General features: G+C 72.4%; 17 protein-coding genes. 9 read left to right on the top strand and 8 right to left on the bottom strand.

Features of this window, described 5'->3' with window-relative positions; translation table 11 throughout:
- Positions 1 to 2: 2 nt before the first annotated feature.
- Positions 3 to 860 carry a diaminopimelate epimerase gene (gene dapF / locus M8C17_RS12405; protein WP_252416579.1) on the top strand — a complete coding sequence of 286 codons (858 nt, stop codon included), beginning with the start codon at positions 3 to 5 and terminating at the stop codon, positions 858 to 860.
- A 188-nt stretch (positions 861 to 1,048) separates the two neighbouring features.
- Here the strand turns inward: dapF and M8C17_RS12400 are convergent, their stop codons facing one another.
- Positions 1,049 to 2,515: an NAD-dependent malic enzyme gene (locus tag M8C17_RS12400; RefSeq protein WP_252416578.1), complete on the bottom strand. Its 1,467-nt coding sequence runs from the start codon at positions 2,513 to 2,515 to the stop codon at positions 1,049 to 1,051.
- 184 nt (positions 2,516 to 2,699) lie between these two features.
- Here M8C17_RS12400 and hflX point away from each other — a divergent pair, with 184 nt between their 5' ends.
- Both hflX and M8C17_RS12390 read left to right on the top strand, forming a co-directional pair.
- Positions 2,700 to 4,154 carry a GTPase HflX gene (gene hflX, locus M8C17_RS12395; RefSeq protein ID WP_252416577.1) on the top strand — a complete coding sequence of 485 codons (1,455 nt, stop codon included), beginning with the start codon at positions 2,700 to 2,702 and terminating at the stop codon, positions 4,152 to 4,154.
- Between the two features lie 50 nt (positions 4,155 to 4,204).
- Positions 4,205 to 5,857 (top strand): hypothetical protein, encoded by a 1,653-nt coding sequence (locus M8C17_RS12390; protein ID WP_252416576.1) that lies wholly within the window; start codon positions 4,205 to 4,207, stop codon positions 5,855 to 5,857.
- 43 nt (positions 5,858 to 5,900) lie between these two features.
- On the opposite strand, the gene lexA is transcribed toward M8C17_RS12390, so the two are convergent.
- Positions 5,901 to 6,686, bottom strand: coding sequence for a transcriptional repressor LexA (lexA, locus tag M8C17_RS12385; protein WP_252416575.1), 786 nt, complete (start codon positions 6,684 to 6,686; stop codon positions 5,901 to 5,903).
- A gap of 591 nt (positions 6,687 to 7,277) precedes the next feature.
- On the opposite strand from lexA, the gene nrdR reads away from it, so the two are divergent.
- Positions 7,278 to 7,781, top strand: a complete 504-nt coding sequence (gene nrdR / locus M8C17_RS12380) for a transcriptional regulator NrdR (RefSeq protein WP_252416574.1) — start codon at positions 7,278 to 7,280, stop codon at positions 7,779 to 7,781.
- 62 nt (positions 7,782 to 7,843) lie between these two features.
- Positions 7,844 to 10,726: a vitamin B12-dependent ribonucleotide reductase gene (locus M8C17_RS12375; protein ID WP_252416573.1), complete on the top strand. Its 2,883-nt coding sequence runs from the start codon at positions 7,844 to 7,846 to the stop codon at positions 10,724 to 10,726.
- A gap of 113 nt (positions 10,727 to 10,839) precedes the next feature.
- On the opposite strand, the gene M8C17_RS12370 is transcribed toward M8C17_RS12375, so the two are convergent.
- A complete protein-coding gene (locus tag M8C17_RS12370; protein WP_252416572.1) occupies positions 10,840 to 11,952 on the bottom strand; it encodes an FAD-dependent monooxygenase in 1,113 nt (370 codons plus the stop codon).
- 161 nt (positions 11,953 to 12,113) lie between these two features.
- On the opposite strand from M8C17_RS12370, the gene M8C17_RS12365 reads away from it, so the two are divergent.
- Entirely contained in the window at positions 12,114 to 13,049 is a 936-nt protein-coding gene (locus M8C17_RS12365; protein ID WP_252416571.1) for a DUF2332 domain-containing protein, read from the top strand.
- Here the strand turns inward: M8C17_RS12365 and M8C17_RS12360 are convergent.
- From M8C17_RS12360 to M8C17_RS12345, 4 genes are all read right to left on the bottom strand, one after another.
- A complete protein-coding gene (locus M8C17_RS12360) occupies positions 13,033 to 13,989 on the bottom strand; it encodes a MerR family transcriptional regulator (protein ID WP_252416570.1) in 957 nt (318 codons plus the stop codon). The genes M8C17_RS12365 and M8C17_RS12360 overlap by 17 nt on opposite strands.
- A gap of 33 nt (positions 13,990 to 14,022) precedes the next feature.
- A complete protein-coding gene (locus tag M8C17_RS12355; protein ID WP_252416569.1) occupies positions 14,023 to 14,883 on the bottom strand; it encodes an alpha/beta fold hydrolase in 861 nt (286 codons plus the stop codon).
- A 36-nt stretch (positions 14,884 to 14,919) separates the two neighbouring features.
- Entirely contained in the window at positions 14,920 to 15,483 is a 564-nt protein-coding gene (locus M8C17_RS12350; protein ID WP_252416568.1) for a dihydrofolate reductase family protein, read from the bottom strand.
- Between the two features lie 70 nt (positions 15,484 to 15,553).
- Complete coding sequence (locus tag M8C17_RS12345) at positions 15,554 to 16,828, bottom strand: MFS transporter (protein WP_252416567.1); 1,275 nt, start codon at positions 16,826 to 16,828, stop codon at positions 15,554 to 15,556.
- A 180-nt stretch (positions 16,829 to 17,008) separates the two neighbouring features.
- Between M8C17_RS12345 and M8C17_RS12340 the strand changes: the two genes are divergently transcribed.
- The 3 genes from M8C17_RS12340 (at position 17,009) to M8C17_RS12330 (ending at position 18,959) form a co-directional block, all read left to right on the top strand.
- Positions 17,009 to 17,998: an asparaginase gene (locus M8C17_RS12340; RefSeq protein WP_252416566.1), complete on the top strand. Its 990-nt coding sequence runs from the start codon at positions 17,009 to 17,011 to the stop codon at positions 17,996 to 17,998.
- Positions 17,999 to 18,032: 34 nt separating this feature from the next.
- The gene (locus tag M8C17_RS12335) at positions 18,033 to 18,287 is read left to right on the top strand and encodes a DUF5522 domain-containing protein (protein WP_252416565.1); all 255 of its coding nucleotides are present in this window, start codon (positions 18,033 to 18,035) and stop codon (positions 18,285 to 18,287) included.
- Positions 18,288 to 18,410: 123 nt separating this feature from the next.
- Positions 18,411 to 18,959 (top strand): hypothetical protein, encoded by a 549-nt coding sequence (locus tag M8C17_RS12330; RefSeq protein WP_252416564.1) that lies wholly within the window; start codon positions 18,411 to 18,413, stop codon positions 18,957 to 18,959.
- 21 nt (positions 18,960 to 18,980) lie between these two features.
- Here M8C17_RS12330 and M8C17_RS12325 read toward each other — a convergent pair whose 3' ends face one another.
- Positions 18,981 to 19,670 (bottom strand): metal-dependent transcriptional regulator, encoded by a 690-nt coding sequence (locus M8C17_RS12325; protein ID WP_252416563.1) that lies wholly within the window; start codon positions 19,668 to 19,670, stop codon positions 18,981 to 18,983.
- Between the last annotated feature and the right edge of the window lie 5 nt (positions 19,671 to 19,675).

The following is a 19,675-nucleotide window of genomic DNA, read 5'->3' as shown; positions in this document are numbered from 1 at the left end:
GCGTGGAGTTCACCAAGGGCCACGGCACCGGCAACGACTTCGTCCTCCTTCCCGACCCGGACGGTCAGCTCGACCTGACCCCGGAGCTGGTCGCGGCGCTCTGCGACCGGCGGCGCGGCATCGGCGCGGACGGGGTGCTGCGGGTGGTCCGCGCGGCCAAGCATCCGGACGGCGCCGAGCTGGCCGGTGAGGCCGAGTGGTTCATGGACTACTGGAACGCCGACGGCTCGTTCGCGGAGATGTGCGGCAACGGCGCCCGGGTCTTCGTGCGCTACCTGCTCGACACCGGGCTGGCCACGCCCACGGGCGAGGCGCTGCCGGTGGCCACCCGGGCCGGCGTCGTGCGTGCGCTGGTCGAGGGCGGCACCGTCTCCGTCGAGATGCGCCGCCCCCGGCTGTACGACGAGGCCACCGCCACCCTGGGCGGGCTGACCCTGCCCGGCACCGCCGTGGACGTCGGCAACCCGCACCTCGTCTGCGTCCTGCCCCTGGGTGTGGAGCTGTCCGCGCTGGACCTGACCACCGCGCCCGGGTTCGACCCGGAGGTCTTCCCGAGCGGGGTGAACGTGGAGTTCATCGTGGCGGGCGACCCGGTCGACGCCACCGACACCCACACCCTGATGCGGGTCTACGAGCGCGGTAGCGCCGAGACGTTGTCCTGCGGCACCGGTGCCTGCGCAGTGGGCGCTGTGGCCCTGCGCGACGCCGGCCGGGACACCGGGGTGGTCGCCGTGGACGTCCCCGGCGGCCGTCTGACGGTCACCGTCACGGCCGACTCCTGCTGGCTGTCCGGCCCGGCCGTCCTGGTGGCCACGGGCGAGGTCGACCTCTCCGCCCTGCCCGCCACCGTCCGACGCTGAGCTGTCCGCACACCCGGCTGCCGTCGGTCGTCACTGGCCCTTTGCTCTGCTTCACCCCGCGCAACACCCGGTGTCCGGTAATCGGACATCGGGTGTTGCGGTGGTTGAAGCAGAGCAAAGCGAGGGAGAGGACCCCGTCCGGGCCGGCTCCCTCGCTCCCGACGCACACGCGGGCGCCGGACGGCTCGTCAGGGGGTTGCGCTGGCGTTGGCGGCGATCTCCGGGAGGTCGGCGGGGCCGGGGTCGGCGGCCGGCAGCGGGCTCGGGTTGTGGGCGGCGGCGCGGACGGCGGCGGCGACCGCCGGGGCGACCCGGGGGTCGAAGACGCTCGGCACGATCACCGTCGGGTTGATCTTCTCCTCGCCGACCACGTCCGCGATGGCCCGGGCGGCCGCGATCGCCATCTCCTCGGTGAACTCCTCCGCGTGCGCGTCGAGCATGCCGCGGAAGACACCCGGGAAGGCGAGCACGTTGTTGATCTGGTTCGGCTGGTCGGAGCGACCGGTGGCGACCACCGCGGCGTACTTGCGCGCCTCCCGCGGGTCGACCTCCGGGTCCGGGTTGGCCAGCGCGAAGACGATCGAGTCCTTGGCCATCGCGGCGATGTCGTCGCCGGTCAGCAGGTTCGGCGCGCTCACACCGATGAACACGTCGGCGCCCCGGATCGCGCCCGGCAGGTCGCCGGAGTAGTTCTCCTTGTTCGTGTTGTCCGCCAGCCACTGCCAGGCCGAGTTGAGCCCGGCCTGCCCGCGGTGCAGGGCACCCTCCCGGTCGTACGCGATGATGTCGCCGACGCCCTGGCGCAGCAGCAGCTTCATGATCGCGGTGCCGGCCGCGCCGGCCCCGGAGACGACCACCCGGACGTCCTCGAGCCGCTTGCCCACCACCCGCAGCGCGTTGGTCAGCGCGGCCAGTACGCAGATCGCGGTGCCGTGCTGGTCATCGTGGAAGACCGGGATGTCCAGCGCCTCGCGCAGCCGGGCCTCGATCTCGAAGCAGCGCGGCGCGGCGATGTCCTCCAGGTTGATGCCGCCGTAGGCCGGCGCGATCGCCTTGACGATCTGCACGATCTCGTCGGTGTCCTGGGTGTCGAGGACCACCGGCCAGGCGTCCACCCCGCCGAAGCGCTTGAACAGCGCGGCCTTGCCCTCCATCACCGGCAGCGACGCGGCCGGCCCGAGGTTGCCCAGGCCGAGCACCGCCGAGCCGTCGCTGACCACCGCGACGGTGTTGCGCTTGATGGTCAGCCGGCGGGCGTCGGCCGGGTTCTCGGCGATCGCCATGCAGACCCGGGCGACCCCGGGGGTGTACGCCCGGGACAGCTCGTCGCGGTTGCGCAGCGCGACCTTCGAGGTCACCTCGATCTTGCCGCCCAGGTGCAGCAGGAACGTCCGGTCCGACACCTTGCGCACGTCCACGCCGTCCAGCGCGGTCAGCGCGTCGACCACCTGGTCGGCGTGGCTCGCGTCGGCGGTGTCGCAGGTGAGGTCGACGATCACGTGGGTCGGGTCCGAGTCCACCACGTCCAGCGCTGTGACGATCGCCCCGGCCTCGCCGACCGAGGTGGTCAGCCGGCCGATCGAGGAGGCGTCCGCGGTCACGGCGATCCGGATGGTGATCGAAAATCCGGCGCTCGGCAGTCGGGTGATGGCCACGGGATCCCTCCGTCACGGCTGAGCGGCCGATCGGCCGCCGCCCCGCATTTCTACCGGGTTGTCGAGGTCGGCCGGCATTCGCCCCCACTTTTGGCGACCCTCGGCACGGGCATATAGCGGGTGCGCTGAGCGTTGGGTCATGTCAGGATTACTTTCTACTTATCAAAACGGACAGGAGAACCGCTTGCGAGACCAGGAGAGCTTTGTCCCCGTCGAGGACGAGCTCGACGACGTCACCACCGGCGAGATGGAGCTGTCGGAGCGGCAGTCGCTACGACGCGTACCGGGCCTCTCCACCGAGCTCACCGACATCACCGAGGTGGAATACCGGCAGCTGCGGCTGGAGCGGGTCGTCCTGGTGGGTGTCTGGACCGAGGGCACCGCGACCGACGCGGAAAATTCGCTCACCGAGCTGGCCGCGCTGGCCGAGACCGCCGGTTCCCAGGTGCTCGAAGGGCTGATCCAGCGCCGCACCCGACCCGACCCGGCCACCTACATCGGCCGCGGCAAGGTCGACGACCTCGGTGCGGTGGTGCTCTCCACCGGCGCCGACACCGTCATCTGTGACGGGGAGCTGTCCCCGTCCCAGCTGCGCAACCTGGAACAGCGCACCAAGGTCAAGGTGGTCGACCGCACGGCGCTGATCCTCGACATCTTCGCCCAGCACGCCAAGAGCAAGGAAGGTAAGGCGCAGGTCGAGCTGGCCCAGCTCGAATACCTGCTGCCCCGACTGCGCGGTTGGGGTGAGACGCTGTCCCGGCAGACCGGTGGTAGCGGTCGCGGCGGTGGCGCCGGCGGCGGCGTGGGTCTGCGTGGTCCCGGTGAGACCAAGCTGGAGACCGACCGGCGCCGGATCCGTACCCGCATCTCCCGGCTGCGCCGCGAGATCAAGGGCATGAAGACGGTACGCCAGACCAAGCGTGCTCGCCGTTCCCGCAACGCCGTTCCCGCGGTGGCCATCGCCGGCTACACCAACGCCGGCAAGTCCAGCCTGCTCAACCGGCTGACCGGTGCGGGCGTGCTGGTGGAGAACGCGCTGTTCGCCACCCTGGACCCGACCACCCGTAAGGCCACGGCCTCCGACGGGCGGCTCTACACCCTCTCCGACACGGTCGGCTTCGTCCGGCACCTGCCGCACCAGATCGTCGAGGCGTTCCGCTCGACGCTGGAGGAGGTCGCCCAGGCGGATCTGGTGGTGCACGTCGTCGACGGCACCCACCCGGACCCGGAGGAGCAGGTCCGGGCGGTCCACGAGGTGCTCGCCGAGGTGGGCGCGGACCGGCTCCCCGAGCTGCTGGTGGTCAACAAGACCGACGCGGCCGACGAGGACACGCTGCTCCGGCTCAAGCGTCTCTGGCCGGACGCGATCTTCGTCTCCGCGCACTCCGGGCGGGGCGTGGACGGGCTGCGCGAGGCGATCGAGGAGCGTTTGCCGCGCCCGGCCGTGGAGGTCCGCGCGGTGCTGCCGTACGACCGGGGCGACCTGGTGGCGCGGGTGCACCGCACCGGCGAGGTGCTCAGCACGTCGCACCTGGCGGAGGGCACCCTCCTGCACGTCCGGGTCGGTGCGGCGCTCGCGGCCGAGCTGGCGCCGTTCGACGTCGAGCGGCAGGGGCAGGCGGCCGTCGTGGCGTCCTGAGCGCCCACGGCGTCATCCAACGGAAACGCGTGGCATGCGACACTGGCCGAATGCGCCGCGTTGTTTCCTCGGTCACGGTTGCCCTCGGCCTGCTCGGGGCAACCGTGGCGCTCGCCGGAGTCGCCGTTGCGGCCCCCGCTCCCGGATCGTCCGAGCCGCCGGCAGCCACGCCCGGTAAGAAGCGCTGCACGATCGTCGACGAGCGGCTGCGGGAGCTGTCCGGGCTGGTGGTCACCAAGAGTGGCTACATCGTCGTCAACGACAGCACCGACAACGCGGCACGCAAGCGGGTCTTCTTCCTGGACAGCAAGTGCAAGATCTCGAAGGAGCCGGTCCGGTACTCCGGGCAGGGCCCGTTCGACACCGAGGACCTGGCCCTGTCCAAGGACGGCGGCACCCTCTGGATCGCCGACACCGGCGACAACACCACCTCGAAGGAGCGCCGGACCCGGGTCGCACTCTGGTCGATGCCGGTCACCGGCGCCAAGCAGCCGGTGCTGCACCGTCTCTCCTACCCCGAGGGCAAGCCCCACGACGCCGAGGCGCTGCTCATCGGCGACGACGGCAAACCGCTGATCATCACGAAGGTGACCAGCGGCAAGGCCGAGATCTACACGCCGGCGGCGGCGTTGAAGACCGGCGACACCGACCCGGTGCCGATGCGCAAGGTCGGCGACATCTCGCTGCCCCAGACGCAGACCGAGAACCCGCTCAACACGTTCGGTCGGGTCGCGATCACCGGCGCCGCACGCTCGCCGGACGGCACGCGGGTGGTCCTGCGCACCTACGCGGACGCCTTCGAGTACGACGTGGCCGGCGGTGACATCGTCGCTGCGCTCACCACCGTGAAGCCCCGGGTGACGCCGCTCGCCGACCCGTTCGGTGAGGCCATCAGCTACACCGCGGACGGCAAGACCTTCCTCACCGTCTCCGACGGTCAGCGGTTCACCGAGGAAGAGACGGTCGACATTCTCAGCTACACGCCGTCCACCTCCACGGCGGCGCCGCTGGCGGCCGCCGGTGGTGCCAAGCCGGCCGCCTCGAAGTCCTGGATCGACGGGTTGAGCTTCAACGACATCACGTACCTGGTCGGCGCGGTCGGGTTGGTCGGTCTGCTGCTGGTCGGTGCGGGCATCATCGGCATCCTCCGGGCCCGTCGACGGCCACCGGCCGCCGACACGTCCGATCCGGACGAGCGGCCCGTCAACCCGCGGGGCGGCCGTGGCGACGATGGTTTCCCGGCGGCCGGTGACCGCCCGGGCGGCGTCTACGGCGGTGGCCCGCCCGCCGGTGGCGGCGTCTACGGCGGGGGCCGTGGCGGTCCGGCCCCGGCCGGTGGCGCGGTGTACGGCGGTGGCCGCCCGGCGGCTGCCGATGGTGGCTACGGTCCGGCCCGGCCGGGCGGCGGCGGGGCCGGCGGTGGTGTCTACGGCGGCGGTCGTCCCCCGGCGGGTGGCGGTGGCCGGCCGGCGGGTGGCGGCGGGGGGCGTCCCCCGGGCGGCGGTGGTCGTCCCGGCGGTGGGGTGTACGGCGGCGGTGGTGGCCAGCCCGGCACCGGTCGTGCCGAGCCGCCCCGGCGTGGCGGGCCGGAGCCCGACTACCGGGGTCAGCGACCCGGCCGCAGGCGGGACGAGGACGTGCCGGGTGACCCGTACGGGCAGTATCCCGGGGGCGGTCGCGGCCACCGGGGCGACCGCTACTGACGCCAGCGCGGGTGAGCGCCGTCGGCACCCACCCGCGGACCGGTCAGATGCGGCGCAGCACCGCCACGACCCGACCCATGATGGTGGCGTCGTCGCCGGGGATCGGGTCGAAGGCCGGGTTCTGCGGCATGAGCCAGACGTGCCCGTCGCGCCGCCGGTAGGTCTTCACGGTCGCCTCGCCATCGAGCATGGCGGCCACGATCTCACCCGAGTCGGCGGTCGGCTGCTGCCGGACGACCACCCAGTCGCCGTCGCAGATCGCGGCGTCGAGCATCGAGTCGCCCTTGACCTGGAGCATGAAGACCTCGCCCTCGCCCACCAGCTCGCGGGGGAGCGGGAAGATGTCCTCCACGGCCTGCTCGGCGAGGATGGGCCCACCGGCGGCGATCCGGCCGAGCATCGGCACGTACGCCGGGGTCGGCCGCTGCGCCCGGGTCAGCTCGTCGTCGATGGCCTCGCTGGGGGCGCGGACGTCCACCGCGCGCGGCCGGTTGGGGTCGCGGCGCAGGAAGCCCTTCTTCTCCAGCTCCTTGAGCTGGTAGGCGACGCTGGACGGCGACACCAGGCCGACCGCCTCGCCGATCTCGCGAACGCTCGGCGGGTAGCCGTGCCGTTCCACCCAGGTGCGGATGAACTCCAGGATGCGGCGCTGGCGGGCGGTCAGGTCGACCGTCGCCGGGTCGGGGAAGGCGCTGACCACCGGTGTGACCGGGCGCACGGCGGGCTGACCCGTCCGGCTGCGCGCGGCGCTGCGGCGTCGGGTGGCCGGCGGGCCCGCCTCGGTGATCTGCTGCGGGCTCTTCGGCCGGCTGGCCCGGTCCTCGGTCACGTCCGTCCTCCCTGGTCGGCGCTGGGTGCCTCGTCGGCTCGTGGTGCGTGCGGTGGTGCCACGACGGTGCTGAGGGTGGTGCGTCGCCGGGTGTCCTGAAGATCCATCGCGCCCGGTTGTTCCTGACCGTATAGGTGAGATCGGTCATTTTCAAACATCTGTACGACCTCTCACCGGCGTGTCGGGGTGAAAAACCGCTCCGGTCGTACGGATGTTCTGATAAATGGTACGTCGGATAGCACGGATGTTCGATCGTCGGCTGTTTTCCGGGCTACTCCGGCCTGCCGGCCGGTAACTCGGGCGGGGTCCCGGCGTTGGGTCTTCCGGCGGAGCGGACGGGTCCCGATGACCGGATGGTCCGTGACGCGCCGGACACGCCGGCCAACTTGACCCCGGTTCCCCAGCGACATACGGTCGACCCCTAGATGTAGTAGTGACACGGGCGTAAGTTGCCTACAGGTTGGGTCCGACTACCGACCGCACTCCCGTAACGTCGATCACGGCGGGCACCATTCGACGGTGCACCGCCGTGGTGGGCCGTGTCCGGAAGTGCCCGGTGCGCCACGAGTTGATCTTATTTGGAGGTGGGCGATGCGGTGTCCGTACTGCCGGCACGCTGACTCCCGGGTGGTCGACTCGCGGGAGGCCGACGACGGCCAGCTCATCCGACGGCGACGGTCCTGCCCGGAGTGCGGCAAGCGGTTCACCACCGTCGAGGAGGCGGTCCTTGCGGTCGTCAAGCGCAGCGGGGTGACCGAGCCGTTCAGCCGAACGAAGATCATCGGCGGGGTGCGCAAGGCGTGCCAGGGTCGGCCGGTCGACGAGGACTCGATCGCCCTGCTGGCCCAGAAGGTCGAGGAGACCGTACGGGCCAAGGGCGCGGCCGAGATTCCCAGCCACGACGTGGGCCTGGCGATCCTGGGCCCCCTGCGGGACCTGGACGAGGTGGCGTACCTGCGGTTCGCCAGCGTCTACCGGTCCTTCGACTCGCTCGCCGACTTCGAGCAGGAGATCGAGACATTGCGGGCCGCCGCCCGCGCCCGGCAGGGCGTGGCGGAGGCCGGGGCGGCGGGGACCGCCGGCCGTACCAATTGAGGTTTGTGTTGCTGACAGGTGGACGCGCGGCGGGTGACCGCGTGGACGAGGGGGCGGATGAGATGTCGGGGGATGGTGTGACGACAAGCAGGTCACGGAACAAGGCCAGCGCGAGCGCCGGGCTGAAGATCGAGCGCGTGTGGACGACGGAGGGGGTCCACCCGTACGACGAGGTCAGCTGGGAGCGCCGCGACGTCGTGATGACGAACTGGCGGGACGGCTCGATCAACTTCGAGCAGCGCGGGGTGGAGTTCCCGGAGTCGTGGAGCGTCAACGCGGCCAACATCGTGACCACCAAGTACTTCCGGGGCGCGGTGGGCACCCCGGAGCGGGAGTGGTCGCTCAAGCAGCTGATCGACCGGGTGGTCGGCACCTACCGCACCGCAGGTGAGGAGTACGGCTACTTCGCCAGCCCCGCCGACGCCGAGATCTTCGGGCACGAGCTGACCTGGATGCTGCTGCACCAGGTGTTCAGCTTCAACTCGCCGGTCTGGTTCAACGTCGGCACGCCGTCGCCGCAGCAGGTCAGCGCCTGCTTCATCCTGGCCGTCGACGACTCGATGGACTCGATCCTCGACTGGTACAAGGAGGAGGGGCTGATCTTCAAGGGCGGCTCCGGTTCCGGGGTCAACCTGTCGCGGATCCGCTCGTCCCGCGAGCTGCTCTCCTCCGGTGGCACCGCCTCCGGCCCGGTCAGCTTCATGCGCGGCGCGGACGCCTCCGCCGGCACCATCAAGTCCGGCGGCGCGACCCGCCGGGCGGCCAAGATGGTCATCCTCGACGTCGACCACCCGGACATCGAGGAGTTCGTGGTCACCAAGGCGCGCGAGGAGAACAAGATCCGCGCCCTGCGCGACGCCGGGTTCGACATGGACCTGGGCGGCGCCGACATCGTCAGCGTGCAGTACCAGAACGCCAACAACTCGGTGCGGGTCTCCGACGAGTTCATGTCGGCGGTCGAGAACGGCGGCGGCTTCGACCTGCGCGGCCGGCTGGACGGCGCGGTGATCGACACCGTCGACGCCAAGAAGTTGTTCCGCACCATCTCGCAGGCGGCCTGGGAGTGCGCCGACCCCGGCCTGCAGTACGACGACACCATCAACGACTGGCACACCTGCCCGGAGACCGGCCGGATCACCGCGTCGAACCCGTGCTCGGAGTACCTGCACCTGGACAACTCGTCGTGCAACCTGGCCTCGCTGAACCTGATGAAGTTCCTCAAGGCCGACGGCAGCTTCGACGTGGAGAAGTTCGTCAAGTCGGTCGAGTTCGTCATCACCGCGATGGACATCTCGATCTGCTTCGCCGACTTCCCGACGGAGAAGATCGGTGAGACCAGCCGCGCCTACCGGCAGCTCGGCATCGGCTACGCCAACCTCGGCGCGCTGCTGATGGCCTCCGGCATGCCGTACGACTCGGAGCAGGGCCGCTCGGTCGCCGCGGCGATCACCTCGCTGATGACCGGCACCGCCTACCGCCGCTCCGCCGAGCTGGCCGGGGTCGTCGGCCCGTACGACGGCTACGCCCGCAACGCCGAGCCGCACAAGCGGGTCATGCGCAAGCACGCCGCCGCCAACGACGAGATCAAGCCGGCCGGCACGGTGGCCACCGCGATCGTCCGCGAGGCGACCAGGCAGTGGACCCAGGGCAACAAGATCGGCGACAAGTTCGGCTGGCGTAACTCGCAGGCCAGCGTCCTCGCGCCGACCGGCACCATCGGCTTCATGATGGACTGCGACACGACCGGCGTGGAGCCGGACCTGGCGCTGGTCAAGTTCAAGAAGCTGGTCGGCGGCGGCTCGATGCAGATCGTCAACCAGACCGTTCCGCGCGCGCTGCGCAGCCTCGGCTACCCCGAGGAGCAGGTCGAGGCGATCATCGAGCACATCGCCGACCACGGCCACGTGGTGGACGCCCCGGGCCTCAAGCCGGAGCACTACGCGGTCTTCGACTGCGCGATGGGCGAGCGCTCCATCGCCCCGATGGGCCACGTGCGGATGATGGCGGCGATCCAGCCGTTCGTCTCCGGCGCCATCTCCAAGACGGTCAACATGCCGGAGGCGGCCACCGTCGAGGACGTCGAGAAGATCTACTTCGAGGGCTGGAAGCTCGGCCTCAAGGCGCTGGCGATCTACCGGGACAACTGCAAGGTCGGCCAGCCGCTGTCGGTGGCCAAGTCCAACAAGACGGCCGCCCCGGCCGCCGTCGAGGCCGCGCCGGTCGTCGAGAAGGTCGTCGAGTACCGGCCGGTGCGCAAGCGCCTGCCGAAGAAGCGCCCCTCCGAGACGGTCTCCTTCTCCGTCGGCGGTGCCGAGGGCTACCTCACCGCGTCGTCCTACCCGGACGACGGTCTCGGCGAGGTCTTCCTCAAGATGTCCAAGCAGGGCTCCACCCTGGCCGGTGTGATGGACGCCTTCTCGGTGGCCATCAGCATCGGTCTGCAGTACGGCGTGCCGCTGGAGACGTTCGTCAGCAAGTTCACCAACATGCGCTTCGAGCCGGCCGGTATGACCGACGACCCGGACGTGCGGATGGCGGCGTCGGTGATGGACTACATCTTCCGTCGCCTGGCGCTGGACTTCCTGCCGTACGAGCGCCGCGCCGAGCTGGGCATCTTCACCGCCAGCGAGCGGGCCGCCCAGCTGCGGGCCGAGGCTGACGCGGAAGCAGCCGGCGTCACCGGCGCGGAGCTGACCGCGATGGCGTCCTCGGCGCCGGTGGAGGCCCCGGCCAAGCCGGAGGCCGTCGCCCAGCCGGCCCAGGAGATGGCCGACGCGGCCGTCGCCAAGCCGGCTCCGAACGTGGGTTCCAGCACCGAACTGCTGGAGGCCGTGATCGGCAAGGCCGCCGACGCTCCGCTCTGCTTCACCTGCGGGACGAAGATGCGCCCGGCCGGCAGCTGCTACGTCTGCGAGGGCTGCGGCTCCACCAGCGGCTGCAGCTGACGTACGCGAAATCGCGCTGCCCCGGCCTCCTTCATCGGAGGTCGGGGCAGTTCGCTCTGGGGCCTTCGCAGGTCCCGACCGTGGTTGGTGCCCCGGTGCCTGACCGGGGCAGGTCAGGGCTGGGCGAACAGGGGGCCGTAGTTCGACCGGAACATCTGCTCGCCGAGGCGGCGCAGCACCGTGTCGCGCAGCACCGGCGGGAGCCCGGTGGCCTTGTCCCGACGGTGGGTCTGGCTGAGCACCCAGTTGGTACGCGGCCGGCGGCGCGCCTCGTACCCGCGCAGCGCCTCGGTGACGCTCCCGCTGGCGGCGAGCGACGTGGCGAGCACGACGGCGTCCTCCAGGGCCATCGCCGCACCCTGGGCCATGTTCGGTGAGGTGGCGTGGGCGGCGTCGCCGATCAGCACTACCGGCCCTCGGGACCAGAAGTCGAGCACGACCTCCTGGTTCGGGCCGGCGTGCAGGGTGCTGTCGTCGGCGTCGAGGGCCTTGACCATCATGGCGGCCGGTTCGGTGAACGCGGCGGCCAGCTCGTCGCGCCAGCCGGGCCGGTCCGCCACCGGGCCGTCGTTGTAGTAGCAGTACGTCTGCTCGGCGCTGATCGGGATCGTGAGGAACTGCCGACCGCGCCCCAACTGCACCGACCACACCGGTTCGGCGTCGATGCGGGGAGCGAGCCAGCGGTACGCGTACTGGCCGAGCGATCGGGCCGCCCGGCCGTCGAAGGCGAGCCGCCGGACCGTCGAGTGCACCCCGTCGGCGCCGATCACCAGGTCGTACCGTCCGGTGCTGCCGTCGTCGAACTCGACGGCGACGCGGTGTCCCTCCCAGACGAGTGCGACGGGTTGGCGACCCCAGCGGACCGGTACGTCACCGACACCGGCGAGCAACGCCCGGTGCAACTGCGCCCGGGGCAACGAGACGCAGGGTCCGACGCCGTGCCACAGGGCGGCGACGTCGATGTCGAAGAGGCGTCGGCCGCGCTGGTTGGCGCTGCGCTGCCGCCCGATCTGCACGGCGGTGTCGGCGACCGGCTCCCACAGGCCGAGTACGCCGAGCATCCGCGTCGCGTTGCCGGTGAGGTATATGCCGGTGCCGGAGTCGGCAGGACCGGGCGCCCGCTCGACCACGTCGACCGTCGCGCCCCAGTCGCGCAGCGCGACGACCGTCGCCAGTCCGGCGACACCACCGCCGACGATCAGTACCCGGACACCGTCACCCCGCACGACCCGTACCTCCCCGTTGCCCGTTGCGGCCGGCTGAGCTGCCGCTCACCGTCCCGACCGCCGCCGAACTCTACGAGGCGGGAAAGGCGGCACACGGCATCGGGGACACGGCCGGGGCAACGGGGTGTGAATTGTCGGGGGCTGGCTGGGACGATCAGCGCATGACGACCGCTGAGGCATATACCCGGTTCGCCAGTCGTGAGGTGCGCGGGGTCTCACCCGCGTACGAGCGACTGTCCCGGGCGGTGTCCCGCGACGACGAGTTGCTCGCCCTGCTCGATGGGCTCCCGCCGGCCAAGCGGCAGCCGAACCTGCTGTTCGGGGTCGTCCGGTGGCTCGGCGGCCCGGTCGAGGACCCGGCGGCGTTCCACGACTACGCGGTCGCGAACTGGCCGGCGGTCGAGGCGCAGATGCGCACCCGGGCCACGCAGACGAACGAGGCCGGCCGGTGCGCGGTCCTGCTGCCGGTGCTCGCCGCGCTGCCGCAGCCGCTGGCCCTGCTGGAGGTCGGGGCGTCCGCCGGGCTCTGCCTCTATCCCGACCGGTACGGCTACCGCTACGACGAGCACCGGGTCGGCGCGGGGGAGCCGGTGCTGGAGTGCGCCGCCAGCGGGTTGGTGCCACCGGTGCGCGTACCGGAGGTGGTGTGGCGGGCCGGTCTGGACCTCAACCCGCTCGACGTGACCGATCCGGCGGACGTGTCCTGGTTGGACGCGCTGATCTGGCCGGAGCACGCGCACCGGCGGGAGCGGCTGCGGGCCGCTGCGGCGGTCGCCGCGGCCGAGCCGCCGCTGCTGGTTCGCGGCGACCTGGTGGACGACCTGCCGGCGCTGGCCGCGCGGGCACCGGCCGGCGCGACGCTGGTGGTCTTCCACACCTCCGTGCTCTACCAGGTGCCCGTACCGCGCCGGGAGGCGTTCGTGCGGCTGGTCCGTGAGCTGCCCGGGCACTGGATTGCCAATGAGGACCCGGAGGTGCTGCCGTACCCGGGCCTGCCGGCGTCGCCGGAGGACGGGCTGTACAACGTCCTGGCGCTGGACGGCAGGCCGCTGGCGTGGACCCGAGGCCACGGCCAGGCGATCACCTGGTTCGGCTGACGCCGTTCGACGAAGGCATCCGGGCGCGCAGTGCCCGGCCGAACCACTCCAGCGCCGGCGCGACCCCGCCGCCGGTCGGCCAGCCGTTGACCACCGCGAGCAGGTCGAGGTACCGGTCCCGGCGGGGGTCGTTCGCCGTGTCCAGCCGGTCCAGCAGCCGTTGGCGCAAGGCGTCGTCGTCGGTTTTGCCGGTGAGGTGCGCGTACCGGTCGATGACCGCCGCCACCACGGCGTCGGCATCGGGCGCGGTGGGATCGAGACCGGCGGCCAGGGCGGGGGCCACCGCGTCCCGGACGACCGCGACGGCGTCCGGCCGGGGCAGCCCCGGGACGTCGTGGTCGGCCGCGTACTGGCGGACCAGCCGTCGCATGCTGGCCCGGAAGTCCGGGTCCTGGGCCAGCTCGGCCAGCTCCACCCACGCCTGCACCTGCTCGATGCGAGGATCGTCGGGCAGCTCCGGGGTCAGCGACCGCATGACCCCCGGGTACGCCGGTGTGGTGGCCAGGCCGTCGAAGACCGCGTCGAGGAAGTCGGCGACCAGCCGGCGACGTTCCTGCCCGGAGAGCCGGGCGATGGTGTGCAGCAGCTCCATCTCCTCGACGCTTCCGCCTCGCCGTGCCACCGCGCCGAGCACCGCCTGGCGTAGCCGCAGCAGGCGGATCTGCACCGCCAACGCCTCGGCGTGCGCCGCAGCCACCTCGTGCAGCGGAACCTCCCGGTCCACCACCCGGCGGATCGCGGCCAGGTCGACGCCCAGGTCACGGAGGGTCCGGACGAGTTCCAGCCGGGCCACGGCCTCCGGGCCGTAGCGGCGGTAGCCGACAGGGCTCCGGTCGGTGGGTGGCACGATCCCGCGGTCGGCGTAGTAGCGGATGGTCTTGACACTCAGGCCGGTCCGCCGGGCCACTTCGCCGATCGTGTAGCGCGTCTCGCCGTTCATGCCCTCACCCTGCTGTCTCCCCCCGGTGGAGACTCAAGCGGCCGGTGCCGACGCCCCTTCGAGGAACGCGGTGAGCGTCGCGGTGAACCGGTCGGCGTCGTCGAGCCACGGGTAGTGTCCCGCGCCGGGCTGGACGACCAGGTCGGCGCCCGGCATCAGTGCGCCGAGCTGGGCCACCAGGCCCGGCGGCGCGCCGAGGTCCAGCTCGCCGGCGAGCAGCAGCACCGGGCCGCGATGCGCGGCGAGCGCGGCCCGGGCGGCCGGCGGGTCGAAGGCGCCGTCGGCGCCGAAGACCCGGGCCGCCTCCTGGTTGCGCTGGCCCGGCTCGGCCGCCTGGTGCGCCTCGGCGGCCGAGTCCCACCGGCCGTAGAAGAACGGCGCTATCGCCTGCCAGGCGTCGGCGGTGGCCCGACCGGACACCATGGAGTCCAGTGCCGCGATCGCCTCCGGGTACCAGGGCTCGCCGGCCCGGACCCGGGTGACCTCCTCCCGGAGCGCGGCGGTCGCCGTGAGCCCGACCGCCCGGGTGCTCGGGGTCACCAGCGCGAGCCGGCCCACCCGCTCGGGGTGCCGGGTGGCGTACTGCAGCGCCACGTTGGCGCCGGCGGAGTGCCCGAGCAGGTCCAGTCGGTCGAGGCCCAGGTGCCGGCGCAGCGCCTCCACATCGTCGACCAGCCGGTCGCAGCGGTAGCTGGAGACGTCCGCCGGCACGGCCGACCGGCCGGTGCCCCGACTGTCGGGGATGATCAGCGTCCGGTACGCGCCCAGACCGCCGAGGTCACCGAGGTACGCCGAGTCGCGCGCCGGCCCGCCGGGCAGGCAGACCAGCGGGCCGCCGCCGCCGACGGTCCGGTACGCGAGCGTGGTCCCGTCCGGCGCGACGAAGGTGGTCATGCCCAGAGCCTGCCAGAACGGCCGGCCACCCGGGGGTCAGCGTGTCCGCTCATGGTGGAGCAGCACGACGCCGTTGCCGAACGTCCTGCTCTCGACCAGTCGCAGACCGGTCGGCGCGTCGGTGTCGGGGAAGAGTCGACGACCCCGGCCGAGCAGCACCGGGTGGACGTAGATCCGGTACTCGTCGATCAGGTCGTGCCGGGCGAAGGTGGCAGCCAGGTCGGCCCCGCCGAGCGCCAGGTCGCCGCCGGGTTCGGCGGTGAGCTTGCGGACCTGCTCGACGTCGACCTCACGCACCACGGTGGCGTTCCAGTCGGCGTGGTCGAGCGTGCGGGAGTAGACGATCTTCGGCATGTCCCGCCAGATGCGGGCGTACTCGCGCATCGGGCCACTGGCGGTCGGGTCCTGGTCGGCGGTCGGCCAGAACGCGGCCATCAGCTCGTAGCTGACCCGCCCGTTGAGGAACCCGCCCATCGGGGCGATGACGTCGTTGAAGTGCTGGTGCAGCTCGTCGTCGACCTGGTGCCAGCCGAGGTCGCCGCCCGGGCCCTCGAAGAACCCGTCCAGCGACAGGCTCATGTGCACAACGATCTTCCGCATCGTGTCCCTCCGCGTTCGTCGATGGATGTCGGGCCGAGCATCGTCGGACCCTACGACGAAATCGCCGATGTCACGGCGACACCGGTGGCATGTCCCGCATCCGGCGCAGCGGGGAGCAGACCACGAACAGGCAGGCGGCCCAGGTGCCCAGCACGCACGCCCAGAGCGCTCCGCGCAGTCCCAGCGCGGTGCCGAGCGCTCCGCCGGTCAGTGCGCCGAGCGGGATCACCCCGAAACAGATCCACAGGAACGCCGCGTTGACCCGGCCGAGGATCGCCGGTGGGGTGATCCGCTGCCGATAGGTCATCGCCGCCACGTTGTACAGCACCGCGTTCGCCGAGAAAGCGGCCAACCCCGCCCCGTAGAGCAGGACGCCCCAACCGGGCTGGGCGAGCGGCATGAGCAGGTAGAACGGCCCCGGCGCGGTCATCGCCACCCAGATCACCCGGGCCGAACCGAGCCAGGCCGACAGCCGGGCGGCCAGCACCCCCACCACCAGCCCGCCGACGGCGCTGACCGAGAAGACGAGCCCCACCTGCACCGGGCTGGCGTGCAGCTCGCGCACCAGGAAGGTCACCTCGATGGAGCTGGACGCCATGACCCAGAAGTTCGACCAGGTGGTGCAGGCCAGGATGCTCACGAGGATCGGTTGCCGCCGGATGAAGCCGAGCCCGTCGGTCAGCTCCACCCGCAGCGGCACCCGCGGGGCGGGCTCGCGGCGTACCGGCGCCTCCCGGATCAGGATCAGCGTCAGCGCGCTGACCAGGAAGGCAAACCCGTTCGCCAGGAACGTCCGCGCGGCGCCGACCAGGCCGATCAGCGCGCCGCTGACCGTCGGGCCGACGAGTTCGGCGGCGTCCTGGCTGACGGTGAGCTTGGCGTTGCCGTCCACCAGCAGGTCCGGCGGCACCAGCCGGGGCAGCATGCTCTTGTACGCCACGGTGAACAGCACGGTGAGCACCCCGCCGAGCCCGACCACCACGTACAGGAAGACAAGGGTGAGGTGACCGACCAGGGCGGCCACCGGCAGCGACAGCATGAGCGCGGCCCGGCCCAGGTCGCACGCGATCATCAGCCGCCGCTGGTCGAGCCGGTCGACCACGATGCCCGCCGGCAGCGAGAAGAGCAGGTACGGCAGCCAGGCCAGGACGGTCAGCAGGGAGACCTGGAACACGCTGGCGTTCAGGGTGTCGGCGGCCAGCAGCGGCACCGCCACGTTCGCGATCCTGGTGCCCAGCTCGCTGACCGTCTGCCCGCCCCAGAGCAGCAGGAAGTTCCTGCTGCGCCACAGCGACGGGCCGTTTCCCGTCGTGCCAGCCGGGGCCTGGGTCAGCTGCTGGGTCACGGGCACTGCCTGTCTGTGCGGTCACGCGCGCCGCCGGCCGGCGGCCGGGGGACTGTATCGAGGCCGCGATCCTCCGCGACACCGCATTTCGCCCCCGCCTGGCGGGTGGCGGCCCGGCCATGTCGGGCGGGTACGGTCCCAGGGCCGCCGGCACCCGACGGCGGAACGGAGGGTCCACCCGTGTCCATCGCTCTGATCACCCTTGGCGGCACGATCGCGATGGGCGGCGTCGACGCCGGCCGCCCGGGCGTGGTGACCCGACTGACCGGCGCGGATCTCACCGCCGCCGTGCCCGGGCTCGCCGAGCTGGGCGTGCCCGTGGACGTGCGGGACACGCACGCGGTGCCCAGCGCGCACCTGACCGGCCGGCAGCTGCTCGACGTGGTCGGCGAGGCGTCCCGGGCGGTGACCGCCGGCGCGACCGGCGTGGTGGTCACCCAGGGCACCGACACGCTGGAGGAGACGGCGTTCCTGGCCGACCTGGTCTGGCCGCACGCCGCCCCGCTGGTGTTCACCGGCGCGATGCGCAACCCCACCCTGGCCGGCGCCGACGGGCCGGCGAACCTGCTGGCGGCTCTGCGGGTGGCCGCCGCGCCGGACGCCCGTGACCTGGGCGTGCTGGTCGCCGTCAACGACGAGGTGCACGCCGCCCGCTGGCTGCGCAAGACGCACAGCACCAGCACCGCCACCTTCGCCGCGCCCAATGCCGGCCCGATCGGGCAGGTGATCGAGGGGGAGGTACGGATGCTGACCCGGCCGCGGCGGCACGAGCCGCTGCCGCCGGTCGACCCGGACCGGCTCGACGCGACCCGGGTGGCCCTGTACGTGGTGACGCTCGACGACGACGGGTTGCTGCTGGACGGCCTGGCGGAAACCCACCAGGGCCTGGTGGTGGCCGGCTTCGGGGTGGGGCACGTGCCCGCCGTGCTGGCCCCGGTGCTCGGGGACCTCGTCGCCCGGATGCCGGTCGTGCTCACCTCCCGCTCCGGCGCCGGGTCGGTGCTGCGGCACACGTACGGGGCGGTCGGCTCGGAGACCGACCTGCAACGCCGCGGGCTGCTCAACGGAGGGCTGCTCGACCCGTACAAGGCGCGGGTGCTGCTGCGCCTGCTGCTCGCCGGCGGTGCCGGCCGCGACGGGGTGGCCGCCGCGCTGGCCACACACGGCTGAGCCGGGCTCCGGACGGCGTACCTAGACTGCTGCGGTGACCGGAGAGCGACGACCGTTGGCGGACCGGCCGCTGAGCGAGCCGCACCCGTCCCGGCTGCCGCCCGAGCACCCCGACCGGGCTCGGGTCCTCGCCGCGCACGCCGCCGCACTGGCCGCCGGGGAGGCCGGCTACCTCGATCCGGAGACCGGGTTGTTCGTGCTCAGTGCCGGTTTCCTGGCCCGGCGCGGCACCTGCTGTGGGCGCGGCTGCCGGCACTGTCCGTACGTGGATGACCCGCCGGCGCAATGAGCGCCGGCCGGGTCCGGGCGGACCCGCCGAACGAGGGCTTCCGCCCGACCCGGACACCCCGTACGGTGTCCGACGGACCTCCGGCGGGCACCTTCCGCCGTCGACCGGGCGAGAGGGTGGAGCGTGCGCGGGCGGATCGTGGTCGCCGGGCTGGCGGGGCTGCTGGTGAGCGGCTGCGGCGCCGAGGCGGAGCCGGTGGCGGTGCCGCCACCGGCGCCGATCGCGGTGGACGTGGCGGCGGCCTCCTCGGGTGGCGCCTGCCGACTGCTGGACTTCACGGTGATCGAGCAGGTGGTCAAGGTGCGCTTCGACGTGGCGGCGGCCAGCGAGCGCGACGACACCTACACCTGCGTGCTGCGGGCCGAGGGCGCGGCGCTGCCGGAGCTGACGTTGGCGGTGACCGAAACCAAAATCGACAAGGCCACCTTCGGCGCCGACATGGTGCCGGACAAGGCGGCGAAGGTCACCGGGCTGGGGCAGCAGGCGTACCGGCGGACCCTGGCGGCGGCGGGCGGAGACGGACCGGTCGCCGAGGTGGGCTGGCTGGCCGGCGACGGCCGGATGGCGGAGCTGACCTGGACCGGCGGGCGCGGCACCGAAAGGTCGGCGGCGGAGAAGCGGACCGCCGACCTGATCGCACTGGCCAAGAAGGTGGACACCCGGGCGCTGTGACGCCCGGGCCGGCGGGCTCGGTCAGTTGGCGGCGACGAAGACCCGGGAGGCGACCTCGCGCGGCAACCGGACCCGGTCGCCGGAGCGGTCGATCGACACCCCGTCGCGCTCCTGGGCCACCATCACCGTCGCGCCCGGGTCGACGCCGGCGGCGTGCAGCTGGCGCAGCACGTCGGCGTTGGTCTGCACGCTCTCGCAGATCCGGCGCACCACGACCGGCCCGGACAGGCCGGGGAAGGCCAGGTTGCGCTCTCCCTCGCCCGCCGCTGCGGACTCCGGCTCCGGCGAGCCCAGCTCCTCCAGCCCCGGGATCGGGTTGCCGTACGGGGAGCGGGTCGGCCGGTTGAGCAGGTCGTACACCCGCTTCTCCACGGCGTCGCTCATCACGTGCTCCCAGCGGCAGGCCTCCTCGTGGGCCTCCTCGTAGGGCATCCCGATGACGTTGACCAGCAGCAGCTCGGCGAGGCGGTGCTTGCGCATCACGGACACGGCGCTGCCACGGCCCTGGGCGGTGAGCATCAGGTGCCGGTCGCCCTCGACCGTGAGCAGGCCGTCGCGCTCCATCCGGGCGACGGTCTGGCTCACCGTGGGACCGCTCTGCTTCAGGCGCTCGGCGATGCGGGCGCGCAGCGGCGGCACACCTTCCTCCTCCAACTCGAGGATGGTGCGCAGGTACATTTCGGTCGTGTCGACCAGGTCGTGAGACTTCATGACGT

The organism is Micromonospora sp. RHAY321 (assembly GCF_023896955.1).
Lineage (GTDB): Bacteria > Actinomycetota > Actinomycetes > Mycobacteriales > Micromonosporaceae > Micromonospora.
This window is presented reverse-complemented; position numbering and strand designations above follow the sequence as displayed.